This window comes from Bacillus sp. COPE52 (genome assembly GCF_003355115.1).
Taxonomy (GTDB): Bacteria; Bacillota; Bacilli; order Bacillales; family Bacillaceae_G; genus Bacillus_A; species Bacillus_A toyonensis.
Map to the genome: position 1 here is coordinate 2,434,069 of NZ_CP031292.1, position 17,992 is coordinate 2,452,060.

The following is a 17,992-nucleotide window of genomic DNA, read 5'->3' on the forward strand; positions in this document are numbered from 1 at the left end:
GCAGAAATGTTCACTAATCCGGGAACAATTATTAAACACGCTACAATTCCAAACGCGATTACGTTCCAAAGTGCAGGGTATGTTTCTATTTCAAATGAACTCTATAAAGATAGTAAAGTAATATTCTCGTTTTCCAAGCCGACGGAAAAGGTAGCATTAATTCCTAAATATTTAAGTGATGGAAACTATTTATTTACTTCTTTAGATAAAGAAAACAAGTTACATATAGGCGGAATTGTAAAAGATTCTGAGAAGATTTATGGAGTCGTAGATGTAAAGGATAATATTTTGAATTCTAACATTTTAACAATCTCTTCTAATGGATCTCATTTTACAGTTGAACTAAACAATAAAACGGTATTTAAATTTGAATCTGCTTTATTTGTAAATGGCCAAGTTCGTGTATGTGGTGAAGTAGGAGAAATCTTTTATTCTTGTGAAATACAAGAACCACAATCTACTGCATGGAAAAGTAATGCAGACAGTGGGGGAGTAGAGGTTAAAACGATTAAAATAGGAGATCACGAGTACATAAAGCTCTTAGGCTCTACTACTAAGAAAGCAACGTTCTCTCAATCTATTTCTTTACTTGCAAAAGACCATACACTTTCATTCAATGCTCAAGGAAATGGTGAGTGCTTAATTAAATCCGGGGAGACAATTTTAAAACAGATTGACATCTCACAAGGAGATTTGTCTTATATCTCGCAATCTTTTAATTTATTAACCCCGCAAACAATTACCCTAGTATTCCAAACAGATGAAATTCTTATTGTAGGAAAACATCAATTAGAAGACCGAGTTGATTCTACACCGTATATACCGAATTCTAGTATTAATGATTCAGTAGTTCGCAAGGGGTCATCATTAAAGTTTCCAGTAAAGAGCTTGTTTGATAAAAAAGCAGGGAGTATCTATTTAAAATTAACTACAAAAAACCGTATCGATAAAGACCAAACTCTTTTCCGCTCAGATACAAATGAACTATCTCTTGCAGTACGTGGAACTAATTTATCCTATACTGTTGGTGCAAGTTCAATTACTATCCCTAAAACACTCGAAAGAAGTACGTCATATGAATTCCTTTGTAGTTGGAATGATGAAGGTATTGAGTTAACTATTAATGGTGAAAATGCGAAAGCTTTAAATACAGGGCTTCTACTTACAACTCCTCAAGAATTGATTTTTGCAAATGAAGAAACACCTATTCAGGAAGAAGTTATCTTAGAAGAGTGGGCACTGTTCAATAACAAATTACCAAATGCTTCTAATATTAAAACGCAGCTACCTTTTGCAGTTATGCAATCTTTATTTGATGGAGGAATTAGTGGCCAGAATGTTACTTGGTCTGAAATCCCTGTAGCGCCAATTGATCATTCACCGATCCTGGTTCAAAAAGAAAATGGAGACACGTTGCAAAAAGTTTCATTCTTTAATCATGAAACAGGAGCATATCAAACGTGGAATCAAGAACCATTCAAGTATGACGGCAAAAGTGATTACGTTGAGGTTGCGTATAATAACCTTGATGAGAAATTTAGAGATATTGCTATCCGTACAGAGGATGGAGAAAAAATAGGTGAGCCTTACAGAATAGATGGTAAGAGGTTTTATTTCTCCTTCCACACAAATAGAAAGGCAGTATTAAAAAACAAAACCCTCTATGCAACGTATCAAGTAAACGATACCTACACAGTTGATTACAATATCAAAGCTGTTGATGGTTATCGAATTGATTTCGCTAAACACGATGGTGGGAAAAGAATTGTGTATCAAGAAGGAAACCGTTATGGTGAACCGAGGAAACTAGCAACAATGATTGATATGAATCCAATTCAAAATCAAAATCATGAAGGGTTCTTATATATTACGAATACAATAAATAAGACAGATAGCTTTAGAATCACAGCTACACCAGATCGATTACATGCAGATGGAGCAAGTTTCTCAACACTTATTATTGAACCGCTTGATTATGAAGGAAACTTTTTATCTCACTCTAATCTAGAAATTATTGCTTCTAAAGGATTCATTTCTAGACATATCTCAAGGGATGCAGTTGAGGCACAAAAACGTTCGGGACAGTATCTATATCAATACCATGCTCCATATATCCAAGCGAAGCGTACAGGTGAGATTATAGAGGATTATATTTGGATTACAGACAAAGATAACAATATTGGTGTTTGCTATAAGATGCTGTTGAGTCCTGTTTCAAAGCCAGATAAAGTTCAATTAACTCAAGATGAAAAGAACTTATTAACTACAAAAACAAAAATCATTAACTACCTCCTTATGTATGAGGGAGTAAAGAGATATGAAGATGAGGAGCTTTTCACTATTTTAGATTTTAACCAAGACGGTCGCGTTACAATGGACGAGATTTTAGTCCTAGAAACGAATCAGAAAGATAATGAATTGATTGTTATCTTAAACAAGTTAAAAGAATGGGAGGATACAAAACATGCAGATGCAACCTCATAAAGATCTTGTTCGCAGTGGTCATAGAAACCGAGGATACGCTATTCGTATTGGTAATAAGGTTCCTAAGAATAGTGCAAACCTTGCATATGTACAATCAAAATCTGTATCACCCGAGGAGAACATCTTATTAGAGGATGTTTCTTCTCAAATTCAAGAAAACGGATTATCTAATTTCATAGAAAGAGATTATATGGTTTATCCAAATCATAATTTCTTATTAGAAACTGAATCCGGACAAGCTATTTTTCCTACTGATGCAGTCTATGTAACGGATGAATTTACTATTCGTAAAAATCGTCAAGATACTCCAAAACCGGTATTCTATCAAATGGAGTTGAAAGGACGTTTCGATGCAAGAACTGCTCAAGTTATTCCTTATCTAGGCGGCTTCTCTTCTGAGACTGAACAAGAGGCTATACCCTTAGAAGAAGTTGTGATAGACAAAAGAAATGAATTAATTTATGTAGGTAATAGTATACGCATAGAAGCAAACAGTGGACCGTTACAGGACAGTGATGTGTTTAAGGTTCAATTAATTCGTGAAGACAACTTTGTATACCGTATTGTTGTATTTACAAATTTCCGTAACAACAAAGATGTTACATACAAAGTAGTCTATCCTAATTACAAAAATGACAGTAAAGAGAGCGAATTAAAGGAAGAAGTCCTAAACGCATATCCATTCTTCGAACAAGTAACAATGGACAAATTTAAAGATACTGTTTCTGAAATGGAATCAAATCCGGATAAATACAAACATTTGAAAGTCTACGCAATTGAGGAGAAGGGGAATGATTTTTCTTTCTATGCAACATCTGATGTTATGATTGCAAACTATCAAACACGAACACCTCAACTATTTAAACATCGCGTTGAAGCAAAATTGAAAACCAAATTAAGTGAAACAAACCCAGGTAAGATGAACATTGGATTTAGTTTTGTTCAATCGGTAATTAATGTTGAAAATTTATCTTCTATTGGTAAAACAATCAATGAGCACCTGTCGCTTCCCAAATATATAGAATTACAAAATCCGCATCCAACAGAAGTAGATCTTTTGAAAAAAGATGTTCGATATTGGGCAGTTAACCTTAATATGCCAGATCACCATTATGAGGATTATGATTTACTCGTTATAACTGGTTACGGTAAAGCCGACTTATCTATGTTTAAAGACAAGTTTGAGCATTACTTAAAAAATGGCGGTACGATTTGGATAGATAATGCTGGTAGTGGAATTAATATTCTTGATTTCAAAACGAGCAAAGGGAATACATTTATTTCTGATATCGGGTTTTCGTCAAATAGCAATGAATTTGGAGTTAAGGAAATTAAAAAAGACTCTCCATACATTAGTCGCTTGCTACCAATTCAAAATGTTGGAGCTTTAGGCTATGCGGACATTTCTCCGGCTATCCTATTTGGACAAGATGAGGAAAGTACCCAGTGGGATACAATTGTAAAACACTTAAATGGTGGCCCTTCAATTATTAAGAAAACAATGTTTGATAAAGGTACTGTTCTTGTTTCTAACTGTGGAATATTCAGAGCATTTTACCACAACCAAAAAGAAAGTGTAAACCTTGTTTTAAACTCAATCCTTTATCATTCAGAAGAACAATGGGTGTTTACTCCTTGGAGAAATGACTTCGTATATCACCGAGATAATTTATTTGCTCAGGAATACAAAGTGAACAATACGGATGTTTATATTAATGACAGAAGTGATTACAATGCAAATCAAATTGTCGCAAAAAAAATCCTTTATAAGAACTGTAAAGAATACGTGAAAATCTACTGCAAACCTTGGTTCTATAATGCTACAGGAGTGTATAAACATGCTGTAGATGGTGATAAATCAATTCCAATTAACAACAGTGGATTTGAAAGTGGTCAAGTAGATTCAGGTGGACAGCCTATTACTTCGTGGACAACTGATACAGTAAATGCAATCCCTTCATGGAATACAAAGAAGTTAGCTGGTCAAACAGTTACATTCACACATGATTCCACAAAAAGTTTATTCGGTGTTCGTCAGGTATCCTTAGACTCATCAAACGGAACAACAGGAGCTCATGCCTTTTGGGAAAGTGAAGATATCTATTTATCTATTGATGATTACAAGGTGACTGCATGGGCAACAATTGATCAAGTACGAGGGATTACAACAGATGGTGTTAAAATCGGTATTTATAACTTACAGGGTGAAAAAATTTCTTCTTCTATTTCTATTACAGGGAAAAAAGATTGGGTTAAGTTAGAAACGAATTTCCACATCGATAAACCCCAAAAAATTAAGATTCGTTTAGGTTTTGTGGATGGAAATGGTTTCGGTAAAGCAAGCTTTGATGATGTTACATTAGATACAATCGGAGCAGTTAGAGGTGTTGCACAGAATGAAGGAGAGAAAACGCTCTATGTATTCAGTATTAAACCGAATGCTACAACGATTGATATTGAAGCAGAAGGCTTTGAAAATGCTGACATCACTAGAGCTACACCGGAAATTCCATTCACATATACGATTATGCCATTTATTCATCAGTGGATTTCCTTCGGAGTAGACCCAGGAACAGGACTAGAGTTTGGTCGTTATGAGCGAATGTATGGACCACCAGTTGCTTATTCTAAATCAATTCGTAAAACAGAAGGATTAAAGAATCTAGGCTACTTACATACGCTGCTTCCTCCAGTACCAAGTGGGAAAGAGTGGTATGACAAGAACAAAATTTTCTACAAGATTTCACTTGGTTCAGAAAACTTAGAGGAAAACAATTTAGTTAACCTAAAACTGTTTGACCGTAAAACAGGCATGGAATGGTTCTACAGTGGAGATCTTGTTATTGGCCATAAAGACATTTTTTGGGCAACAGACAAACCAAGTTTTGTTCTTCATGCTGAAACTGGATTTGAAACAATAAGAGCTTCTAAGCGAAACTTTGGATTGAAGTTAATTGATGACCGTCGTATGTATAGTGAACTTCCTCAAACAAAGGATGCTAAAGAGAACTGGTATTTAAGAATTCATAACGGACAATTCATTAAGGATGACCTTGGATATAAAGAGTGGTCAGAGATGCATGCTAGTAATAATCTTGCTGTAATGAATCAATACAAAGAACGAGTTATGAAAAAAGAGAAGTATCAAGTCAACGAATACGCTTCTCAAATTTTTAATCCTTCTATCGGAATTATGACAGTAGAGAACGAGATGGAATACATTACTCCTTCTACAGTAAAAGTACCTCACAATAATCTGTATGTAAGCCAAGGCTCTGTAGAAAAAGAACAGCTTTTAGTTGAGGGCTTAGCGAATTCTGCAGGAACATTGTTCCGAGCTAAACAAAAAGACTGGATTCGTAACGATAGGGTTCACATCTTTATAGATGCTGCAAACAATGGCAACATCGTGGAGATTTTCGAAGAGTATCCATTCGAGATTAATCATGACGAGGGCACTGTTTTCTTCCCAGGTAGAAATATAACTGGTAAAGTGTATGCTACTTATGAACATTGTAACTTCCGCCTTTATAAGCGAATCTATAAAAATACAAAAATGTCTAACGACTTATTGGAAAATAAGCGTATCGATCCGGTTACGAAAGAAGTAATTATGTATGGTTCAAAAGAAAATTGGTTAATCCAACCGGTGCCAGTTCTAAAAACTACTAAAGGTAAGGCAACATCCGCTAATACAATTCCTGCTACAAATTATCGAATCGATTATGAAAAAGGAAAAGTAGTCTTTAAATTTGAACCGGTTGGGCCTGTATATGCAGACTATGGTTATTTCGAAAACAAAGAGCTAGCAGCAAATGATTATGATATCCAAAACGGAATCTTCTTCTTAAGAGAAAACATTTCGTTTAAAGATGATTTATTTGCTAAGTATTCTTATTTTGATAACTTCTACGAATACAAGGGCTTCTATAGTGAAACACTTCGAACATTCCTTCATTTAGACCTCAACCCATCAGTAGGACATTACTCAACTCTTCCGATGACAACTTATGTGAATGGTGTTCAAAAGGTAGAGTACAAGAAAGTTCCATCTTCAAAGCTTCTCAATAAGCTTATCCATATTTACATTGTTCCTAATTCTGAAAACGGAAACTCAATCCGTCACTGTTTCAGTAGAGAAGAGTGGAGAAGCATTCAGCAGTCAAACCCTATGTATCTTCTACTTGCTAAAGTCCAAGTAAGAGAGCATACGAGTGTTAAAGATGTAGTTGTTATGGATGCACGTACTCGTGGTGGTGGTATTTCTGAATCGCTATCAACTAAGACAATTGATGAGAGAGTGCAGGGAAGACAGCGTTATTGGGACATTGGTAATTGGGATGGAAAAGCATTCTACCGAAATGGTGTCCTAATTGTCACCCTTCCTAAATCCATTTTAACCGAATACGGTGGTAACTTATCGGAAGAATATGCAAAAGAAGTTATTAATAAGTATGTTGCTTATGGAACGCACTGCATTATTGAATGGGAGTGATTGGTTTGAATTATCCATTAGGAGTATTCCAGTATTATGAAAAGGATACTAATACAACCCACTTACAGTGGAGTTATGTCGATGATCCAAATCTTACCCATTTCGAAGTTGAAATCTATGATCAAAACTTACGTAAATGGGTGAAGTGTGATGGGCGAAATGGAATTATAGAAAAGCAACCAAAAATAGGAAGTAATTATTAATCAATGGGGCGGATAATTCCGTCCCGTTTTTTATAGCAAAAGTAATTTGTAATGGTTATAAAAGAAACATACTAAAGACAAAGTAGGTGAATGTATGGAAAAGGAATTAATTTTCCCTGTGCCTTATTCTGAGTTTGTCCGTAAGAAGGATGCACAGTATGACGGGGATCCCAATGGAGATTACGTCATGTCTGAAGATGTTAATGAACTTCAGGAATCTATTGAACGAATAGAACGTGTCATTAACTTTAAGGAACTAGGAAGCACAGTTTCAAATGAGCTTAATAAAAAAGTAGATAAGGCAACCATATCTGATTTTGGTAGCCCGTTATTCGTTGGTTATAGAGGTGCATCTATTAACACGTATGATTCTATCGAAAAACGAATCAATGCCTTTAGTTACATTCCCCATGTCATGATTAATAAAGAAGAATCTACTAACTTTAATTTCTTTGTAGATGAAATTAAGAAGAGTGGAACGATGCTATATGGTATTATCAACTATCCTAATGTTGTTTTAAATAACATTGAGGCTGATATAACATGGTTCGAATCTAAAGGTTTTCATGGAGTATTACTATCTAATTTTGGATTTGAAAGCGGATGGAACAGATCGCAACAAAACCAAATTCTTCAATATATTCATGAAAGAGGAATGGCAGCAGTTATCACTGGTGAAATAGAAACCACATTATTTAATAAGCCCCATAAAAACAACCCTCAACAAGTAGACCTTAAAACATTAAAAGACGACATCTATCTGGCACAGGATGTTTTTGTTTTAAATGGTGCTAAAAATAATTCCACGGTAATTCCTTCCGTTGTTTTCAATTTAAACAAAGCTCAGAAAGAAAGAGGAATTCAGATTTTCGTTGAAGATACAGCAGATGCAAGTAACGATAACAACAAGCTTTATCTATACGGAAAAATGTTATCTACGCTGTACAACTTAGATGGATACAGTCTCGCCCCTCAGAGTCGATATGCTTTAAATGAGAAGGTGGAAAGATATCTTCATGGATTTGAATTAGGGAAATGGAAAGCACAGAATCCAGTCTACGTAGAAGAAGCAACTGCAACATCACGTTCTTTCTCTAAAGGAAGTCTTGTATTCGATAAAGTAAAAAATGAATGCCACATAAAAGGAGTAGGGTTAAATCCTTCCATCTACACATGGCAAGATAAACAAGTCCCTGGTAGCGCAATTGATTTCGCAAGTGCCATTTACGGTTCTGAAGGTGTTGAAACTCTTGTTAATGCAATTAATGACAATGATCACCTAATCCATTATTCGAAAATCTCTGGATTAACTGGAAGTGGTGCGACTCCGGATTCAATCAAGGATACTGTTATTAGGGCAATCAATAACTCACCTGCTGCTGTATCTAAGAATGGTCCCGGTGGTTATGATGCAATAGCAGGAAACGACTTCTTACACGGTGGTGTTATTGATTACATTGATGCAGGAGCTATTAAATCAGGGGTACTTAACATTGAAGCAATCAAGACCAATATCATTGAAGCAATTAACGCTTATATTGGTACAGCTAAAATCAATACAGCTGTTATTGGCGAGTTATCAGCAGAACATATCGCAGCCAATGTTATTGATGCAATCAATATTTATGCTTCAAACATTTCTGCTGGACAAGCAAAAATTAATAATGCAGTTATTGGTGAACTATCAGCAGATAAAATCAAGGGGGCAGTTATTGAAGCTGTTAACTTGTATGCAGGGGAAGCTGTAATTGATTCAGCAAAGATCGGACAACTTGATGCAGACCATATTAAGGCAGCTGTAATTGAAGCAATTAACGCGTCCATTGAAACTGCTGTAATTGACTCTGCAAAGATTGGTACGTTAACTGCAAGTCATATTAAAGGTATGGTTGTTGAAGCTATTAACCTTTATGCAGGACAAGCTAAAATCGATGCTGCACAAATTGGTGCTTTAAAAGCTGAAAACATTTCAGCCGGATTAATTGAAGCTTTAGAAATTTCAGCAGGTAGTGCGGACTTCGATAGATTACAAGCTTCTGTAATTGAAGCGATTAACGCAAGTATCAAACATGCTTTTATTGATGGAGCGATTATTGGTGAAGGTACAGTTGACTCTGCTCAAATTGCTGACGGTAGTATCACAGATGCAAAGATTGTTAGCTTAGTAGCTAATAAGATTGTTGCAGGTACTATTGATACTGGGCAAGTTACCCTACAAGGAACAAATGGTCATTTAAGAATTACAGGTAATAGATTACAAGTTTTTGATAATCAAGAAACACCTGTTGAGCGTGTATCTATTGGTGATGTTAATGCTGATGGATCCCTTTATGGGTTACGTGTTCGTGGTGCTGATGGAGTAACTGTTCTGTACGATGATAAGGGTGTTTACTCAGAAGGTATTACAGACGGGGCCATTACGAATCCGAAAATCCAAGAAGGAGCAGTTGATGGTAAAAAGCATATTGCAGCCAATACAGTAACCGCTGATAAGTTAGTAGCAGAATCTATTACGGCTAGAGAGTTAGCAGCGAAATCTGTTAACGCAAACCATCTACAAGTAGGTTCTATTGTTGCAGGCAGTGGGGTAATTGACAAAGGTGCTATCGGTGAAGCGGAAATCGCGCAAGCTAGTATCACAGATGCTCACATCAAAACGTTAAGTGCCAACAAGGTAACTGCTGGTTCTATTCAGATGACGAGTAGAAACTTAGTATCCAATGCAACATTTAGAAAAAGGACAATAGATTGGATTCTTGATTCAAACTTTAGCACTTATGAAGTAAGTGAAATTGTTCGTTTAAATACTACAAATAGTCTTCACTTATTTACCACTGGAAAACCTCTGCAAAATTCAAGTGCATATTCTAAGTTTGTTCCTGCAAGTGTAGGAGAAAACTACTCTGCTTCTGTATATGTCCTTACAAAAAATCTCTCCGCTTATGATGGTGGGCATCCTAGAGTCGAAATCGAATACTACAATGAATCCGCTCGTATCACATCAAAAATAACCACTTCTATATTAACAGGAAATGATATATGGCAACGTATTAGTGTTACAGAAATTGCTCCTGCAGGAACGACAAGAGTTCGTTTACGAATCTATCATCCTAAAAACGGAGATACGTATTTCTGTAGACCAATGCTCCAAAAAGGAAACATCGTAACTGAGTGGACTGGTGACGGTTCATTCATAACTGAAGATGGTTTCTATACAGGAGAATTACATGCGGAACAAATAACTACTGGAAAGATAAAAGCTGGTATGGTTCAGATCGGACCAGATACACAGTTTGAACCGGGTTATAGTCCTGGTGAACTTCTTCAAGAAATAGAAAAACGAACTCCTTATCGTGTAGAAATAATAAGTACAAATGGAATGTTCTTTAAACAAGGTGTTGTTTCAACGACATTAAGGGCTCAGGTGTACAAAGGTTCTACTGACGTAACAAGCCAATTAAAAAACAATCAGTTTCTATGGAGAAGAGTAGATAAAGATGGTAATGAGGATATTCCTTGGAATCAAGCACATGCAGGATTAAAAGAAGTGCCAATTACCAGACAGGATTTAAAACAAAGAGCGACATTTCTATGTCAGATTATTAATAATTAGGTGTTGCGATTCCATAATGTAATAGATTACTTTGATTGGGTAAAACAAAGTAGTCTATTACTTTTTTAATTAAAACATAAATCAGAAAGAAGGGAAGAATATGGAAGTATTAGCAACTGGGTACATATCACTTGTTGATATTAACGATGCAATCGTATCAGATGTACCGCCCGCTGACCCTTCATTAGGAGCACTTTGGATTGACACAACTAAAGATCCTAATACATTAAGTAGTTGGGACGGAACCCATTGGGTTGAGCAATCGTTATCTATTTCCGCTCTAGACCCATCATTTTATCAAGACGTAGAAAAACTAAAAGATTTTGCTGATAAAGCAGGAAGTGACGGTATCATTTCTTCAGGCGAAAAGGCAAACATTAAACTTATTTTATTAGAAATCACAGGGGATACACTCTCTGGACAGACTCTTCCTACTATCGCAACGATTGATACTGCAAAAGGCGGACAAGTTTATTTAGCAAGAGCAGAAGCTAGAGCTTCAGGTATTCCAATAACTCATGTGGATTATACAGCTTTTGAAACAGCCTATAGTGATTTAAAAACATATTTAGAGTCATTAACTCCGAGACCTTGGTTAACAGGGGATACAACAATTGATCCTGTTACATGGACAGCTAAATGGGATGCTTATTATGAAAAGCTTTCAAGATTAGCAGTTGCAACATCTACATATCTAGCAAACAGTATTAGACCAGGAGAAGACTACAACGGTGTTACTATAAATACTGATAAAGGTATCGTTGTTTTAAGGGGTGATGGTCTTTTCAGAACCATCCTCAATGCAACTGAAGGTATTTCTATTGAGAAGAACAATGCAGGTACATGGAACAAAATGTTCTATACAAACCTAGATGGTAAAATCTATGCAAACGGATTAGTTGTTAGTTCTGATTCTACAATCGCTGGAACTGATGCAGGCACAGTGAAAGATAATGCTCTAAAAGGTAAACAGGGTATTGATGACCTAACAAATGACTTAAAGGTTACTCCGTCAGAGAAAACAACACTAAGTAGAGAATGGGAAGCCATTAAAGCAGAATACACACAAGTGTTAGCGCAAGCAACCGCTCTTGGTGTTACAACTTCTACTTATACGGCATCTTATACAAACTTAGATGTCGTTACTCCGAAAATAGCAGCCGAAGTATTAGCTACTATGACAACCACTTATACATTCGTTTCCGCATCTGCGAGAGATGCATTTAGAACAAAGATAAACTCTTATTTTGCTGAGTCTGAGAAAATTAAAAAGGCAATTAATGACGCAATCAATAAGTCAGCAAGCGATGCCAATAACAAGATTACTAATCTTCAAATTGGAGGTCGAAATTTAGTTACTGAATATAGTGACATAAGAACGTTACCTCCTAAAAACAATGGAGATGCAGCCGACAATTACAACTACGAAAGATTTTATGTTGATATGGAATTAAATAAAGAGTACACAGTATCAGCTAAAGTTGAATTCACTACTCAAGCACCGAATACTGATACTCACATTTCCATATACCCTTACCCTGAAGGTAGCGACACGTTTGTTCCAATTATTGATGGCAAAGTTGTTTTTACATTCACTAAGGAATCTGCAAATACAAATAGTGTATTAATGTATGCAGGTAAGGCAGGGACTACTAAAAGCAAAGGAGTTATCTTTAGGGAAATCCAAATCGAGCAGGGAAATAAAGCTACAGCTTATCGGCTAGCTCCAGAAGCTGTAAATAAATTGATTTTTGATGCAGATAAGAAAGCTGAAGATAGTAAGAATGCTATCGCTGATATGACAAGTGACATGAAGATTACACCACTTGAAAAAAGTCAATTAAGTCGAGATTGGGAAGCAATCAAAGCTGAATACCCTCAAGTATTAGCGTTAGCTCAATCTGCTTCTGGTGTTTCCACATCCGCATATACAACGGCCTATACAAATCTAGATGGAACATCTCCAAAAATCGCTTCAGAAATTTTAGCGAACATGAGCACAACTTATTCATTTGCTTCAGCTGCTGCTAGAGACTTGTTTAAAACACAGATGAATACGTACTTTAGTGAGTCTGAAAAAATCAAGAAAGCAATTAGTGATGCAATTAATAAATCAGCAAATACAGCTAATGATAAAATCGACAATTTAAAAGTTGGTGGACAAAACATCGTTAGAAAAAAACAAATAGTTCCTATCAATGCAGCATCTTCATCATTTGATGATCCTACAAATACATGGACTCTTACAATTAATGATGGTGCTGGTGGATCATGGGGAGCAGGTGTGAGAATCACTGGTCAATTTTCTGTTATCCCAATCGGAAGCTGGTATACAACTAGTTTTGATGTATATTCACCTGTTGATATCACATGGAATAATGACACCAATAACTTTCCTATTGGTACAACATCTGGAACGAATGACAACGATGAAGTTGCATTAAGAAAGAATTCAGGTAGAAACATAAAAGCAAATACATGGACAAGATGTTGGTTCTCTTATAAAAACAAAGATAGTTCAACTACAGAATTATATGACCAATCTAATATTGGGATAGTTAATAACACTGGTGCTCCTATCACGGTTAAAATCAGAAACGTAAAAGGAGAGCTAGGTAGTGTAGCAACTGATTTCTCTTTATCCCAAGCTGACATTGATGAATCAATTGCTAAGGTACAGGATAATCTTGATAAGCTTTCTGTAGGTGGTAAGAACCTATTGTTAGACTCTAACATGGACTTCTCAACAACAGATTATCTTATTAAGATATATAAGCTGTCAGAAGATTGGATCGTGGGACAAGAATACACTTTTGTTATTAAAGGGAATGTTCCTGCAGGACAGAAGTTTGGCATATGGCAAAATGGTGGTTCAGACATTGTTGGATATGTCTCATCAACATATGTAAATGGTGTGACTTACCTAACATTCAAAGCAATAGCTCCAAAAAGCGGACACGAAAGAACATTGAGTCTATACAACTACCCTCAAAACACAACACTATCTACTGTAGATTGGGTTGCTCTATACAAAGGAAATAAACCAATGGACTGGTCTCCCGCTCCGGAAGATATTGAAAACACAATTCTTGGGCAGCTAAACAGTGGTAACAATTTACTTAGAAACTCTGGAGACTTTAGAAATCTAAATGGTTGGATATTAAATGGTGGTACGTCTCTAAACATTGTTCAAAAGGATGGTTTCTCTGTATTAGAAGCAGTTGGTTCCATTAGTTCTACTAATACAGTAAATGTCCCTGTAATTAAGGAAGGAACAGAGTACGTATACACTACAGAAATTATGTTTAGTGAAGATACAACAATAGCTAGTACAACTCCAATGCACTTTTGGTTCTTTGACACAGGAGGAAACAACAATGCAATAGAAAGAAATGCATTGATTTCTAGCGAGACAGTTGCTAAGGCAAACACTTGGACAAGAATCTCAATGCTCTTCAAGACAAAGCCTACTATCACTTCAGCAGCTTATTTCAGAGCCTTTATCTATGGTGCTCAATTAACAGCTACTAACAAGTACTGGGTTAAAAATGTTATGTTTTCTGAGGCTAATAGAATTGTTAACTGGTCTCCATCGGCTATTGATGTTTCAGATATGATCACAGACATACAAGTTGGTGGAAACAATATAATTCCAAACTCTTTATTCAAAACAATGGGTAAATGGAGAGGCTTCGGTACTGCTGGTGGAACAAAAACCGCAGGTGTAGATGTTGACCTAGCAGGGTTCGGAACTGGTTTTCAATTCGAATCAGTCGTAAGTGGTGAATATGGTCTTGCATTAGACAGTGTTAAAGTAACTACAGGAGAAACCTACACACTTTCAGCTTGGTTTAAATTAACTAAAACTGGTGTTATTAAGATGCAAGAGGGTAACTCAAATGTAAAATGGACATATACACAATCCCAACCGGAAGTAGGTAAGTGGGTTCGTGTAGTTCATACATTCGTTGCAAAAGACAGCACAATAAGCGTCTATGCTGGGGCGGATTCATCATCAGTAGCAACTGCAGGATTCGTTACTGGATTCCAATTAGAACGAGGAAATAAGGTAACAGACTGGAGCTTAGCTACTCAAGACATTAATGATTTAATCGATGCAGCAAATAAAAGATATGACGATATGAAAGTCGGCGGTACTCAAATGCTGACTGGAACAGACTTCAAAGATGCTTCTGGTTGGAGTCGTTGGGGAAGCATTGGATCTGTTGGTCATTATGCACAACCGCTATTGCCGACAGGAAAAGCATTATTTATGGAAACGAGAAACGGAAGTACTCAGTTGCCTGTTCCTTTAGATACTAAAATCGGGATGACAAGTGACGGAAGAAAGTTTTCGGTTAAAAGCGGACGAGAGTACACACTTTCTATGAACGTGGCAACAAGCGAACTGGGTGACATGTTGGATTACATGTACTTAATGTACACAGTAGCGGGTGGTAACCGTCGTTTAGCTGATATTAAAACAACCAACTTCCCGAAATTCGCACCAATTGCTGAAGGAAGTTTAACAAACTATTACAGTGTCAAACTAACGTTTACAGCTGACCGCGATGACGACAATGCGTACATCCTAATTGGTGGTAGCACAAAACGTGAGATGACAGGTTCTAATGGTTATGCATGGATTCGTGTTAACTCATTAAAAATCGAAGAAGGTAACGTTGCTACATCTTGGGAGTTAGCTCCAGCAGATATCGATAAGGCTATTGCGGATACAGATAAGAAAGCTCAAGACGCAGCAAATAATGCTAACAATGCATTAAAACAAGGGCAGGTAGTTATTAACTCAACATTTTCTAACTGGACTCAGGCATATCCTGCTGGACTTAGTTCATGGACTGGTTCAACCGTTTCAAAAGAGACAACTCTAACAAGAACTGGAAGCGCAATGAGATTTGATGTTTCAACAGATACTGCACAAATAGGAGCACAAATTACAACAGGATACTTTATCCCAAACCTACCAAATAACAAGTATTATGCGCTTGAGTTAGATTTTATGTTGGTTAGTGGATCAATAACAGGAGCGTGTGTCTTACTAGACTGGAATGGAATGAGTCCTTCTAGGGCATCAATTCACCTATCGGATGTAGTAACTGCTCCAACGTTAGGTAAGTGGTATACAGTTCGAGCAGTTATGAAAAGACCAACAGACAATCTAGCTGGCTACTCAGCTATGGCCGGTTATTTACTTGCTAACTACTCTGGTTCTACAACAAACAAAGTTAAGAACATTGTCTTTGATCGACTTGTATTTAGAGAACCTACACAACAAGAAATAGATGCTTATGAAATCACTACTATTGAAAACGGAGTAACTGTTATTGATGGTGGTAAGTTAAAAACTAACTCTGTAAAAGCTGAATCAGTCGATGCAAGACGTTTAAGAGTAACAAACAACAGTGGTACTGTTACATTAGAAATTACCAATACAGGGGAAGTAACTGTTAACGGTAAAGTTTCTATTAATAGTAGCTCAATGTTTGCGGATGGTTATGACCCATCAAAAACAGAAGGGGGACGCAATGTTGTTTTAAACTCTCGCTTCTCTACTGCAGATGCAACAAGTTGGACAAACTGGGGATCTCCTTCTGCAAGACAGGTAGAAGATATTACAGACTTGCCTGGTTTTGATAAAGCAGTTAAATTTACAACAACAGGAGCAAACCAAGGATTGTTTCAGACGGTTTCTGTTGAAAACGGTAAAAAGTATACCGTTTCTTGCTATGTAAAATCTTCATCAGGACAAGCAGTTATCCAGGTGAATGATGGTGTAGGTTATCCAGGCGCAACTATGGATGCAGGTGATGCTGCTCAAAATAAATGGGTTAAGCTGTACTTTACATTTACTGCAAAATCAAACAATGCAGTTGTGTATATTGGTAGAAGTGGTGGAGGAACAAATGGAACCTACTGGTTTACTGGTGTTAAATTCGAAGAAGGATCAAAGTTAACAGCTTGGAATCCTGCTAATGAAGATGCTGAGGGCTTAATCGGAAAAGTAGTAACTCCAAATGGAGACATTAAAGCACTTGATATTGCGTCTTCTATGTCTGTCACACCAGGAGCTATTGATGTAGTAAGTAAAAATATCAACTTAAAAGGTAAAGTAACCTTCTCTGATTTTGCTTCTGGATGGGCACTTGATTCAAAAGGAAATAAGATTAGCAACTCTGATCAACCAGGTTATGACCCTGCAAAGCCGCTTTATCTAGATATGGATGGGAACTACAGACCTTTATCAGATGAAAAGAATTTCATGTCGAACCTATTTACTAAAGACGACACAAATGGAGTTACGGTTATTGACGGTAACTACATTAAAACAGGAACAATTCAAGCAAAATACGCCAACTTTAGAGATGTCCAAGTATACAATGATTCAGGTCAACAGACCTTCCATATTGATACAAATGGTAACCTATCTACATCTGGTACCTCTCAATCTATTGGATATGAAAGACAGAAAAAAGGTTGGAAGATCGATGCCGATGGTTCTGCTGAATTTAATGCTGCTACTTTCCGTGGAGATATTGAATTAGGGTACTACAATGCACCAACAGATTCTTTTATTGTTACTGGTGGATTATTAAGTAGTATTGGCGGAACTGGTAAAGATTTAAGGTTCTGGGCAGGCCCCAATAAATCTACTGCTCCATTCAAAGTATTCTCAGATGGTACTTTAGAAGCGACTAAAGGATACTTCACAGGAACATTCTCTGGTGAAGTAGTGGTAGGAAATATCTCAATTCAAGATAGTAATTTAATAAAAGGTGATGCAAAAATCATCCTTACTGATGATTCAAAGATTCAGAAAGTTGTTCTTGGAGAATCAGCAGTAGAATTAAATACAAAAACGACTTTCGGTAACTTCTTAACGATAGATATCACTAATCAAAAACTCGATTTCGGAGCGAACGATTTCGGAATTGATTACAAAAACAATACAATCAGAATGAAAAGCTTCTCATTAAAGGGAACGACAGCTTTAGAATTTGTATCAGATGGTTCATCTGGTGATGATTTCGTATTCAAAAACGTAACTGGTGATACATCGGTTAGAGTAGATGGTAGTTTTATTGCTAGGGACGATATTGAGATTACAAACGTCTTACGTATGAAAAAGTCTACAGATTCTGGCAATAAGGGTATAGACTATGTATTCATTTAGTAGAT

The 17,992-nt window shown here is 36.4% G+C and carries 5 protein-coding genes; all 5 read left to right on the forward strand.

The features are described from left to right. The first annotated feature begins 6 nt into the window (after positions 1 to 6). Positions 7 to 2,484 carry a hypothetical protein gene (locus DPQ31_RS12130; protein ID WP_208731948.1) on the forward strand — a complete coding sequence of 826 codons (2,478 nt, stop codon included), beginning with the start codon at positions 7 to 9 and terminating at the stop codon, positions 2,482 to 2,484. Next, entirely contained in the window at positions 2,465 to 6,979 is a 4,515-nt protein-coding gene (locus DPQ31_RS12135; RefSeq protein WP_208731949.1) for a hypothetical protein, read from the forward strand. Before DPQ31_RS12130 ends, DPQ31_RS12135 begins: the two co-directional genes overlap by 20 nt. Beyond that, positions 6,976 to 7,182, forward strand: a complete 207-nt coding sequence (locus DPQ31_RS12140) for a hypothetical protein (RefSeq protein WP_232353614.1) — start codon at positions 6,976 to 6,978, stop codon at positions 7,180 to 7,182. Before DPQ31_RS12135 ends, DPQ31_RS12140 begins: the two co-directional genes overlap by 4 nt. Positions 7,183 to 7,276: 94 nt before the next feature. Further along, the gene (locus DPQ31_RS12145; RefSeq protein ID WP_208731950.1) at positions 7,277 to 10,795 is read left to right on the forward strand and encodes a hypothetical protein; all 3,519 of its coding nucleotides are present in this window, start codon (positions 7,277 to 7,279) and stop codon (positions 10,793 to 10,795) included. 100 nt (positions 10,796 to 10,895) lie between these two features. Next, on the forward strand, positions 10,896 to 17,987 hold the full coding sequence (locus tag DPQ31_RS12150) for a carbohydrate binding domain-containing protein (RefSeq protein WP_208731951.1): 7,092 nt from the start codon (positions 10,896 to 10,898) through the stop codon (positions 17,985 to 17,987). Positions 17,988 to 17,992 lie beyond the last annotated feature (5 nt).